This is a genomic window from Bacillus sp. 205(2023), from assembly GCF_037027485.1.
Classification (GTDB): Bacteria; Bacillota; Bacilli; order Bacillales; family Bacillaceae; genus Bacillus; species Bacillus halotolerans.
This window is the reverse complement of record NZ_JAXCHF010000005.1, coordinates 117,924-138,039: the sequence shown is the minus strand read 5'-3', so window position 1 is coordinate 138,039 and position 20,116 is coordinate 117,924. Positions and strand designations below refer to the sequence as shown.

The following is a 20,116-nucleotide window of genomic DNA, read 5'->3' as shown; positions in this document are numbered from 1 at the left end:
CTTCTCTCCTTACTTTTGGGTAATCGTTCTGAACAGCCTTTTCACGAGCGAAGGCTCTTTATAGTCCTGCTGAAACACCATGTCGTCCAGCCAGTGGATATCATACTGATCCTCTTCAATATAATGCTCAATGTCTTGATGTCCGGGAGGATTATAAATGACGATATCAATGCCGATTTCATTCAAAAACAGCAGGGCTGCGGCGTCTGATCGTGTGAGCTCACCGTTCATTTCCGTATGATACAGCACCAGTTTCGGAACAGTCTGCGCATAGTCGAACATTTGAATCAATTTCAGCAGGTTAGCAGGAAGGTTTGTTGTTTGCTTAAACAAATAGATCTGAACATCCTTGACCTGTTCCTGATGCAATGCCTTCAGCCGCGGGTGTCTGCACATTCTCGAGATCGTTTTGGCGATCGCGGTCTGAATGCCTGCCGGAAGCTGTTTGTACTGCCACACATGGCTTGCGATCAGCTTGTCCGGATCGATGTTTCCTTCATGATCAAGCGCGTGGCTGTAATGAAATTGATAGTTTGATTTGATTTCTTCTGTTAACGGAAAGCTTCGAACCATTTCCGTTTCCGGATAATCCGCCATTGTATGAAGTCTGTTCCAATATTCTTTATTGTCCTTCGACACACCCATAATTTTGGCAAACACATTCGGAATATCGATCGAATGTTTATCGGCTTTGAAATTCGGGCGAATAAACGCACGTTCTTTCGCAATTAAAAACAGTTCATCATAGGTCGTTTTCAGCGTCACGGAAACCGGTGTGTGGTCTCTGAACTGCCAAGGCTTGTACAGCATGGATTCCTCGTGATTCAGCACATGTTCAATTTCCTTTGTCGATCGATACGCCACTGTTGATTTACGGTCAGGTTTTTCTTTCGGGAATGGCTGAAGGTCTGAGACATCCGGAAGCTTTTCCGTGAAGCTTAGCTCCTGCTTAGGGTCAACGAGCGTCAGCTGATCGGTTCCCGCCGGATGGAACAATAGAACATCACAGCCGACAAGCATCAAATAATATAAGAAATACAGCTGGCTTTTCGTCGCGTCTCCATACCAGACCACCTTCGGCATCTCCCGCTCTATATCGGCTTTTTCCAGCCAAGGATTCAGGTGGTTCAAGGAAAACTTTGAAACATCAAGAAGCACTCTGCGAAAATCAGGATGATTCAGCCCCTGCTCATGATTTTCGGCAAAAGTATGTAAAAGCGTCATCAGTGCTTTTCTTAAATGGCGGTGCAGCAAAGGATTGGAATGCTTCGCAATCAGCTGTTCCCCGTCCAGAAAGGCGACAAAGCGGCTGACCGAAAGGCCTTTTTCCTTCTGGTTGATGGAATGAATATGCTGAAGCGCCTGAAAGGTTTCGGGTGCAATGGTTTTATCAAGCGTTTCGCTCAGGACATAAATATGATCGTTTACAGAAAGTTCATACAGCTCGTTAAAGTAGTCGGTCTCATCAATGGGCGTGCCCAGGATTTGCCCGGCAAGCCTCGAAAAAGCAAGACCTTGTTCATTCTCATAGTGATCCCGCTCCGGCAATGGCTGAAACAGCATGCTTTTCCAATCCCCATCGGCCGGAACAGCTTTATGAATGATTAGCTCTTCTTGTCTCATCATATCCTCCTTTCTGGTTTGTTTGTGTATATTACACGTGTTTTAATTTGGATATTTGCGATAAAACTGACGCTGTGATTTCTTCACCCGCCAGCATGCCGCTTGCAATCGTTTTGCGTAGTTCCGGATCGTGACTCAATACCTCGCCGTGCGCGGGTGCGATGCCAAAATCGGCTTCCCGGATCAGTTCAAGATCAAGCAGCGAGTCTCCAGCCGTATAGATTTCAACAAGAGAGAGCCTGGATTTCAGGTATTCAACTGCTTTCCACTTATTAAGCGGATTGGGAATAAAGTAAAGCTTCCGCCCCTGCAGAGATACTTGCCAGCCCTTATCGGCGCCCCACTCTTTCACAGCGGATATATCGATATACGGTATTTTTTCCTCATGTAAAATGAGATACACGAAATAGTGATGGGCGATTCGGGTTCTTTTTACCGCCTCTGATAAAGAGAGACCTGCGATTTCCCTCAGCATGGCCTCGATCGGCAGACACGACGCCAGCTCCTCTTTCATCAGCTCGTCCCACTCTTTCAGAGGCTCGCCGTCTTTTAAGATGCACCCGCCATTTGTTGTCACCGCATATTCCGGCACAATGTCCTGCTGGAAACATACGATTCTCTTATACTGTTCGTTTGTACGCGTGGTGACGGGGATAAAATAGTGATCCTTCTGAATCTGATTTAAGTGCTCTTTTACGGCTGAGGAAATATAGGAAAGCTCCCGCCCATTTAATGTTTCAATCAGCTCAATCCCGGCTTCCTTATCGGGCGTGCCGATCATGCGCCTTGAATAAATTAATGTTCTGTCTAAATCGCTGGCAAACGCGTTCATAGGCTTTTCTCCGCCGGACGAATCAGCCCGCAGCAGCTGTAAGACATGTTCTCGTATTCTTCTACAGGCACTCCCCGATCCTTTGCCAGTAAAAGAATATGTTTCAGCGTTTCTTCAGCGCCAGGCTGAATCAGTATTTTCCAAGGCACTCTGCGAAGAAGCACACGGGTCGTTTCTCCGACACCAGGTTTAATCAGGTTCGTATTGCTGATGCCAAATTGCTTTCGGATCGTCTCAATGGAAGCCAAGCCGTCCCAAGCCGGTTTCATACGTGCGCGCTGCAAGTCAATCGCCAGACGTTCTGCTTCTTTAAAAATAGACGGAAATTGCTCGGCTATCGTTTCAATATAGAATACAGAAACATCCTCTTCGCTCAGCTCACGGTAATATTTCGCCCCGTGAAAATCATCCGGCCCGATCCATTTTTCATTTAAGACCGTGCGGCTGACAAGACCCGAGACCGTAGAGTTCAAGCAGGCACTCGGAATCAGAAAATCCTCCTTCGTTCCGTAGATGTCCGCGCAATCACCCGGATCGGCAAGCACCGCAATTTCTGAGGAAAGTCTCGTATTCCAGCGCTGGTTAAACTGTTCGATGGATCGATTCAGTTCTTTAGTAATAGCGCCTTTGCCTGTCCAGCCGTCGATAAAGGCGATTTTTCCGTCTGGATGATGCTTCAGCATATACTGCAAGGCGTTTTTATCAATTCCCCTGTCCCGAATAATCGATATGCTGTAGTGCGAAACTGAGACGTGATACTTCATCTTGATGTACCGTTTGATCAATACACCGATCGGCGTGCCCGCCCTTGCCAGACTGCACAAAACCATATGCTCACCGTGTTTGGCGAAAAGCTGCTCCGCTACAGCTCCGGCCGCTGACGCAACCTTCTGTTTACTGTCTTCAAGCGAGGCATAAAACAGTTTCATATATTCATCTGTCGGCTTATATTCGATCGGCAGCATCTCTGAGTAATGGGTGCCGCTTTGGATCGAGCGTTCCCGTTCTTCCGTGCTTTTTTCAATCGAAACGGCGGACAAATCTTTTAATAGAAAGGTGACATCCTCCTTCGGATAGCTCCCAATCTGGTCAATTATCTCGGTCAATTCAGATCACGCCTTTCCTGAAAAAGTTACAATGTGGATATGCGGCACTTCTTTTTCTTTGAATATATGAAAAATCGGCTGTAACGCCTCATCCGAAACGGTCTTTTCAAGACAGAAAAAGACCTCGTCATACGCTCCGGCGGGGAGGTTATAGATAAAATGGCGAACCGCATCATCTTCGGGATTCATAAATGAATAACCGTTTTGCACAGCATAGCCCGCTTTGACAACAGGGTGAATCGGGCTGCGGGTAGTAGAGTGATAGGAAATGGAGCCCTGAAGATGCGCTGCGATTTTCATAGGAATGTACATCAGCTCTCCCGTTCCGAGCACAAGCGTTCTTCTCCCCTTCCGATACTGTTCCACATGCTGCGCAGCTAGGCGGCAGGCCTCGTGAACCGCCTGCCTGTCACTCGCCTTTAAGCCAAACCGCCCTGTTTCCTTCACATAAAAATGCTCGTCTGCGAATGTGGCCGGCTGATAGGGTAAGGATGCAAAGAAGCCGGACAAGTCGATGTCTGTTCTGTGTATTGCTGATTCCTGCGGCTTTGGTCTGTAATCGTAGGAGGACTCTGACAAAAGCTCTCCCTTAAAGGAAATGCGCCCAGACAGTAAAGCTGTTGTTGATATGGTAACCCCTAATTCCCGTTCCGCTTCAGCATAAGCTTGTTTGTGCTCCTCAGTGCGCCAATCCAATAAAGACAAAACAGCGTATTCTTTGCGGGGGAACTTCGATTGTATATCCCGAATGATATGCAGTGCGGTTTTTCCTGTCGTGATTTCATCATCCACGAGAATCACCGGGCAATCGTTGTTGATCATATGAGGTTCCGCATAGCACAGCTGATCGGTCGCATGGGAGTGCTCCTCGACAAATGTAATGGAAGGCTCGTTGTTTCGTATCAGTTCACGTGTTGTATGGACATACGACGCATTCTCAATGCAGTCATAAACCGCGTGTCCAAGGGCTGTCGCCGTTTCCGCAAACCCGATCACAAGCGGCGCCTCCTCTAGTGCAATACGCTGCTTTTGCAATGTTCGATAAGCAGCCCGAAGCCCGCTGTCCGTTCCTGAAAGAAACCCGTTCAGAATGTCGGCCTTCTCCTTCAGCTCACGGCCCGTTTTTCGTTCAGCGTACTCCAAAGCAAGCAGCCCTGACGCCAAAAGCGGCTTCAGCGGATGAACTGGAATATGCTTTCCCAGCACTTTGCTGACAAATAAAAAACCCCTTTTTTTGTTCACCCGCGCCGCCATTTCAAATAAGACTTGCTCCGGAATAGAAAGCGGATTGTCAGTGACCGACAGATCAACCGCCATATTGTCCAATATTTGAAGTGTTTTGCTGTTCGTTGAGCAAATCGGAGAAAGATCGGTTTTCATGATACACCCCATAGATTTCTGATTTTATTATGATGTTCTCAGCCCATTTCATATGGGGCTTCATCTCATTCATTTTGTTGGAAAAATGGCTTTTCATCACACCGATTGAACCGTTTCCGTGATGAATAATGCTTAACGCATCCATATAGTCTTCCTTTGATACAACATACAGGCTGTTTACCGCTTTAAGCTGAGACGGGTGAATGACTGTTTTTCCGTGAATCCCGTTAGCGATATCAAGCTCTGTTTCCTTCACCAAACCTTTGACATGCTCATTCAGCTCAGAAGGCTGGTGTGCTGACAGAAGGTGAGGCTTTTGCGCTGTCTGGAAATATTCCCAGACCGGTCCAGAAACGACAAACGTCCGGCCGAAATAATTGATGACATCCGCCATAAAATCGGAAATCAGGCGAATATCATAGATGGTTTGCCCCGGCTTTCTCCGGATGCCGTATAACCCGCACAAATCAGTCGCACCGATTCGCACATTTAAAATCAAGTCCTGATATTGATGCAGAACCGCACTCAGCTCTCCGAAAGCCTCCGGCCGCGTCTCTTTAGAAAGCAAATCGGGCGTTTCTAAAATCGGCATTCCATAAATCGGCGCTCTCATATCGCGAGAGATGTTTTCCAGCGTTTCTGCATAGTCACGGGCGTTCACTCCTGAACATTTCGGAAACACAAAACCAGTTAACAAATGAAGAAAGCGCTTCAAGCGGCCCGCCAGCTCCTGCAGCTGCTGCGGAGAACGCACCCTTACAAACATGAGCGGAAGATTTTCCGGTTCTATTTTGTTTTGCTGAATCGCCTGTTCTATGCGCTCAAGCTGAATGTTGAGATTATGTTCAGCCTGCTCGACTTCATGATCCCCAATCGCATCCTCTAAGCAGAAAACAACGGACGTTAGATCCTCGTATTTTTGTTCAGTAATCATAGCGGCTATGTCGTGGCGGGTTGCAGGCATATATAATAGGGCTCCCAGCGCTTGTTCAAGCCATTTTTTAGGCGCCTCTTTCGTGACCTGTTTCGGCACTTGATAAAAGACATGCTCTTCTTGACGCGCTGATAAATAGTGGAAATACCGCAAACCAGTCACCCTCTTTTCTGTAACAAAAAAGGAAGGATATGAAACTCCCTCCTTGTTTTGTTTTATTCTTCTTTTGACGCAGCTGTTTGTTCGCGCACCTGCTTTTGTTTGTTGATATAGTGAATGATAAATGTTACCGCAAATGCAGCGATAATGATAATGAAGAAGACAGAATGCGGCATTTCATAATGGAAAGCGCTCCCTGCCATTTTCAGAGCGATAATTCCGATTAACACGAATGCTGTGTTTTCAAGCTCAGGGATTTTATCGATCAGCACAAGGAATACTTTTGCGACTGTACGCATCATTAAAATACCCAGCATACCGCCGATCAAAAGAACCCATACTTTTTCAGATACCGCAAACGCGGCCAAGATGCTGTCCACAGAAAAGGCAAGGTCCATCAGTTCAACTGAAATAACAGTTGCCCAGAAGATACCGAATGTACGGACCATCCAAGAGTTTTTCTTAATACCGTCTGCTTCCTCTTCTTTTTCGCCGATCCAGAAGTGCTTAATGACGAGCCAAGCCAGGTAAAGCGCGCCAAGCACTTTGATCCACCAGAATTTAATGAGAAGCATACCGAGTCCGATGAATATAAATCGGAAAATGTACGCTCCGAATAAACCATACGTTAACGCTTTTTTACGCTGTTTTTCCGGAAGATGTTTCACCATAACCGCAAGAACTAACGCATTATCGGCCGATAAAAGGCCTTCCAGTACAACAAGGGAACCGATCAGACCCCAAGAAACCGGGTCAGTCAGAACTTCCCCCCACATTTTCCAATCGAAAAATGAAGCATACGTAGACATGATGTGATGTAAAAATTCCAAGTTTTTTCCTCCTATTAATTGAAAACGGTGACTGCTTTATTTGTCACTCGCTTACACCTGCAAACCGTAGTTCCGGCATAATGAAGCAAGGCCGCCGGAAAAACCGCTGCCGATCGCATTGAACTTCCACTCGTTTCCGTGTCTGTACAGCTCACATACGACAACGGCTGTTTCAATGGAGAAATCTTCTCCCAAATCGAAGCGAAGAAGCTCATTTTGAGTCTCTTCATCTGCAACGCGTACAAACGCGTTTGACACTTGTCCAAAGTTTTGGCTGCGTGCTTCCGCGTCATGAATTGTAACTGTGATGCCGATTTTCTCAATGTGAGCAGGGATTTTTGAAAAATCAACGATGATCTGCTCATCATCTCCGTCGCCTTCACCGGTGCGGTTGTCACCCGTATGGATGACACCGCCGCTCGGATGCTCAAGGTTATTATAGAAGACGAAATCGAGATCATTCACACAGTTATCATGCGCATCCACTAAAAAGGCTGAAGCATCCAGGTCAAAATCGTGTCCGCCTGAGTACTTATTTGTATCCCAGCCTAAACCGATCACCGCTTTTGTGAGTCCCGGGTTTGTTTTCGTTAAGTCAACACGCTGTCCTTTTGCTAATTGAATGGCCATACTGCCTCTCTCCTTTCTGCTCTTCGTAATATGTCTTAACCGACTTGCAAGCCGTAGTCTGTTGCGATGCGGGCAAGACCGCCTTGGTAGCCTGAGCCGATAGCAGAGAATTTCCATTCGCCGTTGTGTCTGTAAAGCTCTCCAGCGATAATTGCCGTTTCAATAGAGAAATCTTCCGCAAGATCGTAACGAATAAGCTCTTCATTTGTTTCTTCATTGACAATGCGTACAAACGCGTTTGACACTTGTCCAAAGTTTTGGCTGCGCGCTTCCGCTTCGTGAATCGTGATAACAAATGAGATTTTGTCGATATTCGCAGGTACGGCGCTGAGATTGACTTTTACATTCTCGTCATCACCCTCGCCAAGACCTGTCAGGTTATCGCCTGAATGAACGACTGAACCGTTTCCGCCTTCAAGCTGGTTATAGAAAATAAAATCATTTTGAGATGCGCATTTTCCAGACGCATCTAAAAGAAATACACTTGAGTCAAGGTCAAAGTCATGTCCGCCGTCATACTTATTCGTATCCCAGCCTAAACCGACAACAACCTTTGAAAGACCCGGATTTGTTTTTGTTAAATCTACTTTTTGTCCTTTTGCCAATGAAATTGCCATGTTTCATCCACTCCTTTTTCTTTTATACGTACCGGTTGACAATATCTTCTAATCTCGTATCGTTTGTGCCTTCGCCGACCGCCGCGAATTTCCACTCGCCGTCCTGGCGGTAGATTTCAGCCGTAATTAGGCTTGTTCTGCCGGCATAATTGTCTTTCAAATTGTATTTGAGCATTTCTTCATGATTCGATTGATCAACAACACGGATAAAAGCATTTTGAATCATGCCGAAATCCTGTTTTCTTCTCACGCAATCATAAATATTCACAACAAATACAAGCTTATTAATGTTGGCAGGCACTTTCGCCAAATCAATTAAAATCTGCTCATCATCGCCCGCTCCGTCGCCTGTCAGGTTGTCACCTGTGTGCTTGACACTGCCGCAGCGGCTTTTCAGGTTTCCAAAATAAATGACATTTTTCTTATCAGTGAATTTGCCGTTTTCCAGCATCAGCACTGATGCGTCACAGTCAATATTTGGTCCGCCTCCGCCGAGCAGCTTTCCAAAAAAGCCGCCGCCTGATGAAACCGGGTCCCAGCCGAGACCGACCATCAATTTTGACAGACCCGCTTTTCCTTTTGTTAAATCAATTCGCTGACCTTTTTCTAAAGAAATTGCCACACGATTCACTCCTAATCATCGAAATGTGAATATAGTCACATTTATTTTTACGTACAAACGTAACTTGAGTATGCCGTAAATTATTAATATATACGTTTTTTATTATATCAAAGTTTCGTAAAAGTTAAGAATAATTGACGAAAATCCTCGAAAAAAATCTCCCATATTTGATATATGTTTTTCAAATCATATGAATGGCGGATCTTAAACAAACCATTTGACGTGAGCGAGTCATTTTGCCTATTCTTGTATCACATTCTAAAAAGCAACGGAAAGGAAGCGGCCTTTTGATTCATTTAAGCATACTTGATCAGGCACCTGTTTCTAAAGGAGAAAGCCCCGTGACAACCCTTCAGCATTCGGTCGAGCTGGCCGGACGAAGTGAAGAATGGGGCTATAAGCGTTATTGGTTTGCCGAACACCACAGCACGAAAGGACTGGCAAGCACGGCACCGGAAATTATGATCGCCCGCATCGCGGCTCACACAAACAAGATTCGTGTCGGGTCTGGCGGTGTGCTTCTGCCTCAGTACAGCCCGTTTAAGGTGGCCGAGACCTTTCGCCAGCTTGAGGCCTTGTATCCGAACCGGATTGACCTTGGCCTCGGGCGTTCGCCGGGCGGAACGACGAAAACCCGGCTCGCACTAACCGACGGCATCAAAAAAAGCTTAACCGATTTTAACAGACAGCTTCAGGATGTCTCTTATTTTCTGACCGATTTGCTTCCCGCCGGGCATCCGTATGCCGGGATCAAAGCGGCTCCTCTTATTGACACAGCACCGGAGCTTTGGGTGCTTGGATTAGGGGAGAACAGCGCAAGGCGAGCGGCCCATCAGGGAATCGGATATGTGTTTGGACATTTTATCAGCCCTGAACGAGGGGAAAGCGCGTTTCGCATCTATCGTGAAAACTTTCAGCCATCAGCCCATTTCACATCTCCGGCCGCACTGTTTACGATCTTTGTCATTTGCGCAAAAACAGATGAAGAGGCAGAGGAGCTCGCGTTAAGCCAGGATTTGTGGCTTCTTCGCGTCGGGAAAGGCTTGGACAGCAGGGTGCCAAGCATTGAGGAAGCGAAAGCATACCACTATACTGAATCAGACAAAAACCAAATACGAGAAAACAGAAAGCGCATGGTCATCGGTTCTCCAAGCACTGTAAAACAGCAGCTTCTAGAGCTGGCGGACCGCTATGAAGCAAATGAAATCATGGTTCTTTGCAATGTGTTTGATTTTGAGGCGAAAAAAGAATCATATGAACGTCTTGCAGGTTTATTTCTATAAAAAAAGCAGTTTTTCCCAAAGGGAAAACTGCTTTTTATTTTTACCTGCGCCCTTTTTTACGCTGGGTTTCTTTTTTGATAAACGTCCATATCCCCTGAACTGCAAATCCGATCAGGAGCAGAACAATTAACAGCAGGGTAATGGAAGGACCTGGCGGTGTGCCGAGCTGATAAGATGATGTCAGTCCCATAAATACACTGAATAAGGAAATGAGTATGGCTGACATAAATACCATGTTAAAGCCTTTTGCGATTCTAATGGCGAAAGCTGCCGGCAATACGAGCAGTGCCGATACGAGCAGTACGCCGATAATCGGAATAATAACTGAGATCGCTAGACCAGTGACAATGCTGAATGACATCGACAGAATGTTTGTATTGATTCCGGACGTTTTGGCTGTTGCTTCATCAAATGTCAGCAGATAGAGCGGCCTTTTCAGCACGATAAAATAAAGCAGGATCAACAATGTAATGATGCCGATAATATAGACCTGCTGCTGGTTAACCGTTACGAGCGACCCGAATAAGTACTGATCAATGCTCATATTGGCGGCGCCTTTCGAAAGGCTGATTAAAAACATCGCGAAGGACAAACCCGCCGCCATTAAGATGGCAATGGATACTTCCGAATATGTCCGATATGCCCGCCGCATGTATTCAATTCCGACCGCGCCGACGGTCACAACGACTATGCTCGCCGCGGTAATATTGGTACTGAGGAAAAAGCCGATGGCAACACCCGACAGTGAAATATGCGAGAGTGTGTCAGCCATTAAGGCCTGCCTTCTAAGCACAAGATATACCCCTAAAATCGGAGCCATGATGGCGATCATACCGCCTGCTAGAAAAGCTCGTCGCATGAATTCCAAGTCAAACATTTCCATCCGCCTTTTTCTCCTCTCTCTAATCGAATCACTTTATCTAAAAATTGCTGTACTTCATTTTGTTCATGAGTGACCATCACAACTGTGCGGTTATGATTTTTCACCAAGTGGTGCATGAATTCGTAAAACCCTTTTCTGCTGTCATAATCAACCGCTGTCGTCGGTTCGTCCAGCATTAAGAGATCGGGATTGCTGGCAAGCATTCTGGCAATACAGATTTTCTGTTTCTGGCCGCCCGACAAGTCCCCGATTTTCCGATGGCGAAGCTCCCACATTTCCACCATTTTCAGGGCTTTTTCTACTTCGATATGATCTTCTTCATTCAAACGTTTAAACCATTTCCCTTTTGTGTACCGGCCGGATTGGACAAGCTCAAGCACGGTGCTCGGAAAACCTGCATTAAATGAAGAGATTTGCTGCGGGACATACCCTATAGTCAGACGTTTTCCTTCTGCATTCTTTTTACTGATTGTTACCTTGCCTTCCCACGGTTTCAGCATGCCGAGCATCACTTTTATCAGCGTTGATTTAGAAGCGCCGTTTGGACCTGTGATGCCGACAAACTCGCCGCTTTCAATATCAAGAGATACTTTATCCAACACAGGCGTGTGGGAATAGCCAAAAACGATATCTTTCAATGAGACGAGATTCATGTCAATCTTCCTTTCTCACAAAGAAATAGTGTGCACCCTCCGGCGCACACTATCTTTTTATTTATCCAATAGTGAATCTTTCAAGGCATCGAGGTTTTGCTTCATGATGTCGATGTACCCTATACCTTTATCCTGTTCTTCTTTGCTTAAGCCTTCCAGCGTATTCAGCACTTCTGTTTTCGCGCCGATTTCACTGGCCAGTGTATCTGCAACCTTGGAGGATGCAATTTCTTCAAAATATATAATGTTCACGTCATGCTCTTTGGCATACGTTTTCAGTTTTGCTAAGTCAGCTGCACTCGGCTCTTGTTCAGGAGAAAGCCCTGCAATCGGAACCTGAGTCAGGCCGTATTCTTTTGCCAAATAGCCAAAAGCTGTGTGCTGTGTGATAAATTCTTTCTTCGCCGCTTTTTTTACGGTTGTACGATATAGTTTATCAAGATCCTGCAGTTTTGCAATATATTCTTTACTATTTTTCTCATAGTATTCTTTGTTATCCGGGTCTTGCTTCACGATTTGCGCAGTAATATTTTCAACTTCCTTTTGCGCTAAAACAGGGCTGAGCCATACATGAGGGTCCATTTCATGGCTGTGTTCATGCTCTTCGTGATCTCCGTGTTCATGCTCGTGTTCATGTTCGTGTTCTTCTTCAGAGCCCTCCATTAAATCAATGCCCTTGCTCGCATTTACGAAAACCGCATGATCTTGGCCCATGCTTTTTTCAGTTGAAGGAACCCAAGTTTCCATGTATTCGCTATTATAAACGAACAAATCTGCGTCCTGAATGCTTGCAATATCCTTCGGCGTCGGCTCCCAGTCGTGCGGTTCGACAGAAGACGGAATTAAAAGATCCACATCGCCCTTATCTTTCACAATTTGTTTCGTAAATTCATACATCGGGTAGAACGTCGTGACAATGTGCAGTTTATCACTCTTTGAATCCGCTGACCCTTTTGTTGATGAGTTGCCGCATGCCGCAACCAATAAGAAGCACGCTGCAATCACAAACAAACCGCTCCATTTTTTAAACATAACGAATATCCCCTCTTTTTCACAATGACTTTAAATCAAAATGATAACGATTTTGTAATCCTTAATAATAATAAACCGAAGTCATTACGTTTTGCAAGATTAATTTTATGTTGACGCTATGTTTTTATTCTTCCCGCGTGCAGCGCGGATATATGTACTGAAAAACCCGGCAAACTGCGCCGGGCTGACTTCTTATTCTCTTGTGTTCAAAAGATATACTCTGCTCTCGTAAGGCTGAAACACCATTTCATCAGCAGTATCACCGTTGTTTTTATAATTGCTGAGTAAAAGGGACGCCTGATCCTTGCTACAGCACTCCGGCCATTGGAATACAGCCTGCTCTTTTGAAAAATTATTCACCGCCAAAAGCTTCTGCCGGCCGTTCTCTCTGACGTATACAAACAGCTGCGGATCATCAGGGAGCAAGAGATCGTAGCTTCCTTTTATGAGATCTGCATACTGCTTTCTCAGGCTGATCACCTTTTTGTAATAGGCTAAAATGGAATCGGGGTCGGCCTCCGCTTCCTCGGCATTGATGGATGTATAGTTCGGATTGACCTTCAGCCATGGCGTTCCGTCCGTGAATCCGGCATTCTTTCCGCTGCTCCATTGCATCGGCGTCCGGGCGTGATCCCGGCTTTTGGCCAAGATAGAAGTCATCACTTCTTCAGGATCATAGCCGTTCTCAAACACCCGTTTATGATACATATTAATCGTTTGGATATCTTTGTAGTCCTCAATTCTCGTAAACGGCGCGTTTGTCATGCCGATTTCTTCTCCTTGATAAATATACGGCGTGCCTTTCATAAAATAAAGGACAGTGGCAAGCATTTTCGCAGATTCTTTGCGATATCTCCCTTCATCTCCGAAACGGGAAACGATCCGCGGCTGGTCGTGGTTGCACCAAAACAGAGTATTCCAGCCTTTATGTTCAAGCGTCTTCTGCCACTTTGTTAATACAGATTTTAAATCAGAAAGCTCCAAGGGCTTCAGATCCCAATGTTCTTTTCCCGGCTGCTGGTCAAGCTCCATATGCTGAAAGTGAAAAATCATATTCAGTTCATGCTTATCAGTTCCTGTATATGTCAAGCCTTCCTCCGGTGTGACAGAGCCAACCTCGCCGACCGACATGACATCGTATTGTGAAAATACTTCGTCTGTCATCTCTTTTAAATAGTCATGGATGCGTTCGCCGTTCGGCTGGAAGGGTTTCGGTTCTGCACACTGATTGACGTAGTCCTCATATGAAGGAAGGAACTCTTTCTTTGAGATCAGATGAAGCTGGTCTATACGCAAGCCGTCGACCCCTTTATCGAGCCAAAACTTCATCATGTCATATACCGCTTGGCGAACGTCAGGGTTTTCCCAGTTTAAATCAGCTTGTTTGACGGCATTCATGTGCAGATAATATTCGCCAGTGTGCTCCTCATATTGCCAAACCGGACGTCCGTAGTCTGACACCCAGTCTGTCGACGGGCCATCTTCGGTTCCGGGGCGCCAAAAGTAATAACTGCGGTACTTGCTGTTTTTGTCCAGCTCCGCTTCTTTAAACCACGGATGCTCGACTGAGGTGTGATTTAGGACAAAATCCATGACAAGCTTTAAGCCGCGCTGGTGCACCTCGTCAAGCAGATCATGAAAATCCTCCATCGTGCCGTAAGACTCCATAATCGTCTTATGGTCAGTCACATCATAACCGTAATCAACATTTGGAGAAGGGTAGATGGGACATATCCAAATCACATCTGCCCCAAGCTCCTTTATGTAGTCCAGCCGGGAAATCATTCCCCGCAAATCCCCGATCCCATCTCCATTACTGTCCTGAAAACTTCTTGGATATATTTGATAGACGACTGCATCCTTCCACCAGTCTTTTTTCATCCCGCACGCCCCCTGTTTTTTTCTTTCTACTCGAGCTGAGACGGATAAAGTGTCATTCCGCCGTCTACAAACAGTGTTGTGCCGGTGACGTAACTCGCTTCTCCCGATACGAGCCAAGCCGCTGCAGCAGCCACCTCTTCCGGTTTACCGAAGGCTTTCATCGGAATTTTTTTCAATTGTTTTTGTCTGTTTTCTTCTTTTTTCGTGTCGACGTTGGACTCTGTGGCGATGGTGCCCGGTGCTATCGCGTTGACGCGAATTCCCTTGTCTGCATAGTTAAGCGCCAGCGTTTCTGTCATCATCTTGATGCCGCCTTTAGAAGTTGAGTATTGAACATTAACTGGGCGCGGAATCTGCTGATGAACACTTGAGATATTGAGCACATTGCCTTTGATATTGTTCTTCATCATGTGATTGAGCGCGGCTTTTGCCCCCATAAAGGTTCCCGTTACGTTTACATCAATGACCCTTTGCCAATCTTCAAGGTTCATCTCATGCGGCATGGCTTCTGTACCGTTGAAGCCTGAATTATTCACCATTACATCAAGCGTGCCAAAGTGTTCTAAAGCGGCATCCATCAGCGCCTGAATCCCTTCTTCCTTTGACACGTCCGCTTCGACTGCGACGGCTTTCCCTCCATTTTGCTTAATGATGTCCACTGTTTCATCGGCTCCTGACGGGTCATTGTGATAATTCACCACCACATTCATTTTCTCGTGGCCAAAGCGTTCCGCAATGGCTTTCCCGATTCCTTTTGAAGAGCCTGTTACGATGGCTGTTTTTCCAATTAAATCTTTATACATAAATGATGTCCTCCTCTGATTTTCCATTGTGTATCTGGAAAATACCCCATTTTTCCGGGTTGAAAACAGCATAAAAAAAGCAGAGAACCTTTTCGGTTCTCTGCCATCTCTTATTGGAAGCGCTGCTCGGCAAGTGTCTTTTTTATGTCCATCAGCCTGCGGTAAAAGAAAGCGGCGGACTCGTAATTTTGCTGCTGATTGAAGCGTTCTGCCGCGTCCAGCAGCAGCTCCTCTGCATCAGCGAGAAGCTGGCGGGATTCGAGAAGGTCAAAGCATTCTTCGAGTACCTTCCTGTCGCCGCTGCCAAGATAAAGCTCGTGAATAAGGCGGAATTTTGTTAAGTACATGTCATCCGCCCATTCTGCCGCGCATTTTACCCCGTGTTGATACGTCTCTATTGCTTTCTCATATTTTTCTTCTTTACAGTAGATATGTGTCAGTGAAAATACAGCTTGAACGGTCTGCTGAAATTTGTGCTCTTCAAAAATGGCGGCGGCCTTCTTGAAAAAGCCCTCCGCTTCGCTAAGATCTCCCAAGCTGTACTTACAGTGGCCTACGTTATAATGAGCGGCGGCAATCATATATGCTTCCTCAAGCTGCCTTGCATGATCCAAAGCGCTGCACAAGTGCTTGAGCGCCTTTTCATGATGGTAGACATCCGTCAAATTTCCGGCAATGATAAATTCACACTGCACACGGCGGCGGCCGTACAGTTCGTATTTCGTATAGATATCAAGCGCCTGGCTTGCATAATTCATCGAAAAATACGTTTGTTTGATGTGATAATACACTTCTGCGACTTTAAAAAGAAATTCAGCTTTTTCAATCTCATCTTCCACATACTCCAGCTTTTCCTCGGCGTGCTTATAATGATCGATGGCTAAAATGAAATTTTTCTGCTTAAATTCGTACATCCCTCTGAAATAGTAAAAATAATATTCTAATAAGCCCGTCAGTTTTTGCTGATTGCTTTCAATTTCGTTCAGCATGTCAGAGAACGGAGGCTCGGTGTCGCTGTCTTTCACCGGCATCAGCTTGTCCAGCATGATCCGATGCCGAAATTCCATCAAAGAAAAATATAATAGCAAATCCTGATTTTCTTCCATGTCTTCTAATTCGTACTCGATCTCCTGCTTTAACGCTTCTGCTTTATCTGCTTCAAACGCACGAATGTGTTTGTACCATTCGTTTAGTTTTACCGCCACTTCTTCAGATGGAATCTTTGCTCTCATTGTTCTGCCTCCTTCCTCCTGCTACTATTTATGTTATATTTTATCATAGCTATTCTCTTTTAGAGAGAGTCAATGGCTTAAAACATAACATTCAGCACCTCATGAGAAAGTGAGACCGATATGAAATTAATAGCAAAAACATCCTTCATCTTATGCCTCCTGTTTGTGGCGGACCTTTGTTTTTCATATGTGCGGCACGCATGGCACGCTCAAACCGCCCTGCAGGACAGGCCTGTTCCGTCTGCTCTTGATCCGATTGTGAAGCAGAATGCCGATACCCTCAAGGCTGCCGCTGCGAATAAAGGCATCTCCATCGTGATTACCGAAGGATTCAGATCCTTCAAGGAACAAGACGAATTATATAAGCAAGGACGTACAAAAAAAGGGAATATTGTCACCTATGCAAAAGGAGGGGATTCGTATCATAACTATGGTTTGGCGATTGATTTTGCTCTTCAGAAAAAGGATGGAAGCATCTTATGGGATATGGATTACGACGGCAATCAAAACGGGAAATCAGATTGGCTGGAGGTCGTCACCATCGCTAAAAAACTCGGATTTGAGTGGGGCGGGGATTGGGAACGGTTCAAGGATTACCCTCACTTGCAGATGATTCCTGACTAGACACCTCACAGCCTCTTCTTTTTTCTTTTATGCGCATCAATATATGAAGGATAAATCGGCTTATACACAAGCTTATAATGCTGATGGCTGCCTGCTGAAAAATCAGGCTGCCACTCCAGCTTCACATCAAACGCTGATAAAAATGCTTCTCTCGCTTCGTCAGCTGAAACATCCGGTTTGTGGTTGATTGTTTCTAATTGCTCTGGGTCTATATCCGGAGCCATAAAAGCGTCAACTTTTCCGGTTTCCGGGTTGACGATGATGCGGGCAGCGCCGAACCGCAGCGGTATTCCTTTATACCAGACAGAAAAATGATTGCGGACCCTGCCTCTTTCGTCGATTCGGATTGGATTCACTCTGAAAAACTCATCAGCTCTCGGATAGAGTGCGTACAAAAACTGAAGCGCTGTCTCTTGGCATTCTTCCATTGAGTAATGTGCAGAACCCTGCTGTTCCATAAAAGAAATAGCTGCTTTTAATTTTCCTGTTTTTTTATCAGTCTTCATTTTGATTGTATTTTTATTTCTCGTTGCAAAATAGCTTCCTATGCTTAAATCCTTTCGCTCCGGCGCACTGCCTTTGCGCCAAGTGCTTCCAAGTTCCTCTCCGAAGTCCTTTTCACCGACTTTTTTCATATCAGGGGTAAATCCCAGCATTCCATATATATCGGTTTCTTCTTTTTTTTCAAGCAGCGGGAGAGGCGCCCCGTTTTCCGTTCTTTCATCCGATATATGCTGGTCAGGCACGATTTCATCTACATCCGCTGGATAGCTGTAACCGGGCAAAATCGGTTCATAGACGAGTCTGGGCGACTGTTCATCATCAATGACGTCATACATGAGCCGTAAAGACATGGTATTGACGTAATGGGAAATGACCTTCTCTTTCTCTACGAATTCCTTTGGGATGTCGGCTTTGTTCCCTTCTCCGTAATATAAAAAATGGACAATCTGTCCGCTGCGGGTGATATCTATTAAAAATCCTGAATTAGGAAGCGAGAGGCCCAGCTGTTTTTTTGTATAAACAAACCGGATGTGATGCCCTCGTTCTTCCTTGGCTTGAAAATGAAATTTCATAAATGTGGCCGGATGGTGGGCTGCGGCAAACTGAAGAGCTGTCAGCTTCAGCTCGGCATCTGGGAGCTTTTTGTCCTGCTCGAGGCCGGCGGCTGTTGAAAATGTGAGCAGAGCGCCGTCGTTCGAGAGTTCCACGATAATTTGCTTTTCCGGATCTTCGGGGTCCTTCCAAATGAAGTATGCATGCCCCTTCTTCTTTTGTTTTTGAGCATAATCTTCGATCTCAAGCTCATAATGCGGCGGTACATTTCCGATCTCTTGCGCCTTCTTTTTCAGCTGTTTGTTTACCAATGAAGTCATCCTTTCAAAGAGTCTACGACAAAGAGAACCTTGTTTATTATATAAAAAGACCCTTCTTCTTTGAAAGTGAAGAAAGGTCCTTTTCTATTAAGGAAACTGGATTTCCACATTCTTTCTATTACTTTTTTCATACATCAGCCAGTACACATGCCGAAAATGTGTGACTTTTGACTGTTTTACAATGCACTTATGACAGCCTCACCAGTATGGGCATCAATCAATCTCGGATATACCGGCTTGTAGACGAGACGATAGCTGTTTTCTTCATCTTCTTCGTATTCTCTCTCCCAGCCAAGCTCGACTTTAAAATGGCGCCAAAAGATAGACTTGGCTTGTTCCGGTGAAATGGAGGGAACTGGGTCAACAGCTTGGAGCACTTCAGGGTCAATGTCCGGTCCCATATAAACGGTAATGCGCCCAGTCTGGCGGCTGACGCAGATTCTCACCTGCCCAAACCGAAGCTGAACTCCGTTACAGTGCACGTCAAACGTAAAGCCGGCTGACGAACCTTCTTCACCCTGTTTATCGTATTTGATCTTAAAATATTGATCAGCATTCGGGAATAACGCGAACAGAAAACGAATGGCGATTTTTTCGCACTCTTCCTCGCTTACGGTATTCGGCCCTTTTTCGTCTATAAACGACATAACACCTTCGAGTTTTCCGGTTTCTTTGTTATGGATGGTTTTCAGCACTTGGTGAATCCGTCCTCTTAACCAGCTGTCCATGCTTTTATCCGCCGGATGATACACAGGAACATCCGGTTTCCGCCAGACGATCCCGATTCTTCCATTTCCTATATCTGCTTCCCTTACTTTTACCAGTCCGCTGTTCAAGCCGATCATGCTGCCAAGGTCTGCATTTTCGTGAATACCTTCGAATAAGGGAAGAGGAAAGCCTTCTGACTCCACGTAATCATCATCCAATACTTCTTTTTTTTCACTTACATCTGCAGGCACAGCAATGCCCGCGTTTTCAAACTCATACACCAAATGCGGCTGATCGTCTCCGTTTTTGTAGACAGAGCGATGAAGGATCTCAAACAGGAGAGTGACATCTACATCTTTCTTGAAATAAGCCAGTGCTTCTTTTTCATCTGCGACCTGTTCCGGCTTGATTATATTGCACGCTTTCCCGTAATACCGAAAATACACCACCTCCCCTGATAAGGAGACATCAGCCATAAATCCGCTCATAGGAAGCGGCAGCCCGTCTTCCATTTGAACATATGAAAACCTTACTTTATCATCATACGCCTCATCATTTTCTTCACGGACAAACGCAGACGGAGCTTCAGGATAATGAGAGTTCACGAACTGAATCAAGATATCCTCTATTTGGTCTTCGGACAGCTTCTCATCGCTTTCAAGCTCAACATCACGAGAAAGCCCTTCCAGCTGTCCGTCCGGTCCAAGCTCTACGATGATCCCTTTGTGTTCATCCTGCGGATCTATCCAGCAAAAATACGACCTTTTCTGTTCATCACCATAATCTTCAATTTCCAGCTTTAAGTGTGTCGGCACACGGCCGATTTCCAGTGCTTTTTGTTTCAATTCCTCTTTTTTCACCAAGGCGGCCCCCTTCTTCGTTCGAATGTCACCCTCCGAATGATCATA

19 protein-coding genes are annotated in these 20,116 nt (G+C 45.5%); 2 read left to right on the top strand and 17 right to left on the bottom strand.

Going from position 1 to position 20,116, the window contains the following annotated elements; translation table 11 throughout:
- Window positions 1–9: 9 nt before the first annotated feature.
- The 9 genes from WA325_RS14135 to WA325_RS14095 all read right to left on the bottom strand — a co-directional run bounded on the left by WA325_RS14135 (window position 10) and on the right by WA325_RS14095 (window position 8,733).
- Window positions 10–1,623, bottom strand: coding sequence for a YceG family protein (locus tag WA325_RS14135; protein ID WP_336183825.1), 1,614 nt, complete (start codon window positions 1,621–1,623; stop codon window positions 10–12).
- Between the two features lie 31 nt (window positions 1,624–1,654).
- A complete protein-coding gene (locus WA325_RS14130; protein WP_105955389.1) occupies window positions 1,655–2,455 on the bottom strand; it encodes an HAD family hydrolase in 801 nt (266 codons plus the stop codon).
- Window positions 2,452–3,561 carry a cysteine protease StiP family protein gene (locus WA325_RS14125; protein ID WP_202852422.1) on the bottom strand — a complete coding sequence of 370 codons (1,110 nt, stop codon included), beginning with the start codon at window positions 3,559–3,561 and terminating at the stop codon, window positions 2,452–2,454. The genes WA325_RS14130 and WA325_RS14125 overlap by 4 nt, the downstream gene beginning before the upstream one ends.
- 6 nt (window positions 3,562–3,567) lie before the next feature.
- Window positions 3,568–4,878 carry a phosphoribosyltransferase family protein gene (locus WA325_RS14120; RefSeq protein WP_248337703.1) on the bottom strand — a complete coding sequence of 437 codons (1,311 nt, stop codon included), beginning with the start codon at window positions 4,876–4,878 and terminating at the stop codon, window positions 3,568–3,570.
- A complete protein-coding gene (locus tag WA325_RS14115) occupies window positions 4,868–6,028 on the bottom strand; it encodes an HpcH/HpaI aldolase/citrate lyase family protein (protein WP_336183873.1) in 1,161 nt (386 codons plus the stop codon). Before WA325_RS14115 ends, WA325_RS14120 begins: the two co-directional genes overlap by 11 nt.
- Before the next feature lie 62 nt (window positions 6,029–6,090).
- On the bottom strand, window positions 6,091–6,864 hold the full coding sequence (locus WA325_RS14110; RefSeq protein WP_024120125.1) for a TerC family protein: 774 nt from the start codon (window positions 6,862–6,864) through the stop codon (window positions 6,091–6,093).
- Between the two features lie 51 nt (window positions 6,865–6,915).
- Window positions 6,916–7,494 (bottom strand): TerD family protein, encoded by a 579-nt coding sequence (locus tag WA325_RS14105; RefSeq protein ID WP_010332927.1) that lies wholly within the window; start codon window positions 7,492–7,494, stop codon window positions 6,916–6,918.
- A 35-nt stretch (window positions 7,495–7,529) separates the two neighbouring features.
- Entirely contained in the window at window positions 7,530–8,111 is a 582-nt protein-coding gene (locus WA325_RS14100) for a TerD family protein (protein WP_010332926.1), read from the bottom strand.
- A 22-nt stretch (window positions 8,112–8,133) separates the two neighbouring features.
- Window positions 8,134–8,733: a TerD family protein gene (locus WA325_RS14095; protein WP_010332925.1), complete on the bottom strand. Its 600-nt coding sequence runs from the start codon at window positions 8,731–8,733 to the stop codon at window positions 8,134–8,136.
- Between the two features lie 287 nt (window positions 8,734–9,020).
- Here WA325_RS14095 and WA325_RS14090 point away from each other — a divergent pair, with 287 nt between their 5' ends.
- Window positions 9,021–10,016: an LLM class flavin-dependent oxidoreductase gene (locus WA325_RS14090; protein WP_248337567.1), complete on the top strand. Its 996-nt coding sequence runs from the start codon at window positions 9,021–9,023 to the stop codon at window positions 10,014–10,016.
- A 40-nt stretch (window positions 10,017–10,056) separates the two neighbouring features.
- Here WA325_RS14090 and znuB read toward each other — a convergent pair whose 3' ends face one another.
- The 6 genes from znuB to WA325_RS14060 form a co-directional block, all read right to left on the bottom strand.
- A complete protein-coding gene (gene znuB, locus WA325_RS14085; protein WP_044162037.1) occupies window positions 10,057–10,899 on the bottom strand; it encodes a zinc ABC transporter permease ZnuB in 843 nt (280 codons plus the stop codon).
- The gene (gene znuC / locus WA325_RS14080; protein ID WP_024120122.1) at window positions 10,857–11,552 is read right to left on the bottom strand and encodes a zinc ABC transporter ATP-binding protein ZnuC; all 696 of its coding nucleotides are present in this window, start codon (window positions 11,550–11,552) and stop codon (window positions 10,857–10,859) included. Before znuC ends, znuB begins: the two co-directional genes overlap by 43 nt.
- A 57-nt stretch (window positions 11,553–11,609) precedes the next feature.
- Window positions 11,610–12,584, bottom strand: a complete 975-nt coding sequence (locus tag WA325_RS14075; RefSeq protein WP_185848323.1) for a metal ABC transporter substrate-binding protein — start codon at window positions 12,582–12,584, stop codon at window positions 11,610–11,612.
- A gap of 192 nt (window positions 12,585–12,776) precedes the next feature.
- Complete coding sequence (locus WA325_RS14070; protein WP_336183820.1) at window positions 12,777–14,465, bottom strand: glycoside hydrolase family 13 protein; 1,689 nt, start codon at window positions 14,463–14,465, stop codon at window positions 12,777–12,779.
- Window positions 14,466–14,491: 26 nt separating this feature from the next.
- Window positions 14,492–15,268 (bottom strand): SDR family oxidoreductase, encoded by a 777-nt coding sequence (locus WA325_RS14065; protein ID WP_227599061.1) that lies wholly within the window; start codon window positions 15,266–15,268, stop codon window positions 14,492–14,494.
- 110 nt (window positions 15,269–15,378) lie between these two features.
- On the bottom strand, window positions 15,379–16,500 hold the full coding sequence (locus WA325_RS14060) for a Rap family tetratricopeptide repeat protein (protein ID WP_336183819.1): 1,122 nt from the start codon (window positions 16,498–16,500) through the stop codon (window positions 15,379–15,381).
- Window positions 16,501–16,620: 120 nt separating this feature from the next.
- On the opposite strand from WA325_RS14060, the gene WA325_RS14055 reads away from it, so the two are divergent.
- Window positions 16,621–17,124 (top strand): M15 family metallopeptidase, encoded by a 504-nt coding sequence (locus WA325_RS14055; protein ID WP_336183818.1) that lies wholly within the window; start codon window positions 16,621–16,623, stop codon window positions 17,122–17,124.
- Window positions 17,125–17,129: 5 nt separating this feature from the next.
- Here the strand turns inward: WA325_RS14055 and WA325_RS14050 are convergent, their stop codons facing one another.
- Window positions 17,130–18,491, bottom strand: a complete 1,362-nt coding sequence (locus WA325_RS14050) for a YcdB/YcdC domain-containing protein (protein WP_105955397.1) — start codon at window positions 18,489–18,491, stop codon at window positions 17,130–17,132.
- Between the two features lie 185 nt (window positions 18,492–18,676).
- The gene (locus WA325_RS14045; RefSeq protein WP_202852468.1) at window positions 18,677–20,095 is read right to left on the bottom strand and encodes a YcdB/YcdC domain-containing protein; all 1,419 of its coding nucleotides are present in this window, start codon (window positions 20,093–20,095) and stop codon (window positions 18,677–18,679) included.
- Window positions 20,096–20,116 lie beyond the last annotated feature (21 nt).

What these genes read in the sequence shown, in the direction of transcription:
- WA325_RS14060 (WP_336183819.1), bottom strand. Translation starts at nt 16,500, where the DNA reads ATGAGAGCAAAGATTCCATCTGAAGAAGTGGCGGTAAAACTAAACGAA.
- WA325_RS14105 (WP_010332927.1), bottom strand. Translation starts at nt 7,494, where the DNA reads ATGGCCATTCAATTAGCAAAAGGACAGCGTGTTGACTTAACGAAAACA.
- WA325_RS14075 (WP_185848323.1), bottom strand. Translation starts at nt 12,584, where the DNA reads ATGTTTAAAAAATGGAGCGGTTTGTTTGTGATTGCAGCGTGCTTCTTA.
- WA325_RS14055 (WP_336183818.1), top strand. Translation starts at nt 16,621, where the DNA reads ATGAAATTAATAGCAAAAACATCCTTCATCTTATGCCTCCTGTTTGTG.
- znuC (WP_024120122.1), bottom strand. Translation starts at nt 11,552, where the DNA reads ATGAATCTCGTCTCATTGAAAGATATCGTTTTTGGCTATTCCCACACG.
- WA325_RS14065 (WP_227599061.1), bottom strand. Translation starts at nt 15,268, where the DNA reads ATGTATAAAGATTTAATTGGAAAAACAGCCATCGTAACAGGCTCTTCA.
- WA325_RS14100 (WP_010332926.1), bottom strand. Translation starts at nt 8,111, where the DNA reads ATGGCAATTTCATTGGCAAAAGGACAAAAAGTAGATTTAACAAAAACA.
- WA325_RS14135 (WP_336183825.1), bottom strand. Translation starts at nt 1,623, where the DNA reads ATGAGACAAGAAGAGCTAATCATTCATAAAGCTGTTCCGGCCGATGGG.
- WA325_RS14120 (WP_248337703.1), bottom strand. Translation starts at nt 4,878, where the DNA reads ATGGCGGTTGATCTGTCGGTCACTGACAATCCGCTTTCTATTCCGGAG.
- WA325_RS14070 (WP_336183820.1), bottom strand. Translation starts at nt 14,465, where the DNA reads ATGAAAAAAGACTGGTGGAAGGATGCAGTCGTCTATCAAATATATCCA.
- znuB (WP_044162037.1), bottom strand. Translation starts at nt 10,899, where the DNA reads ATGGAAATGTTTGACTTGGAATTCATGCGACGAGCTTTTCTAGCAGGC.
- WA325_RS14130 (WP_105955389.1), bottom strand. Translation starts at nt 2,455, where the DNA reads ATGAACGCGTTTGCCAGCGATTTAGACAGAACATTAATTTATTCAAGG.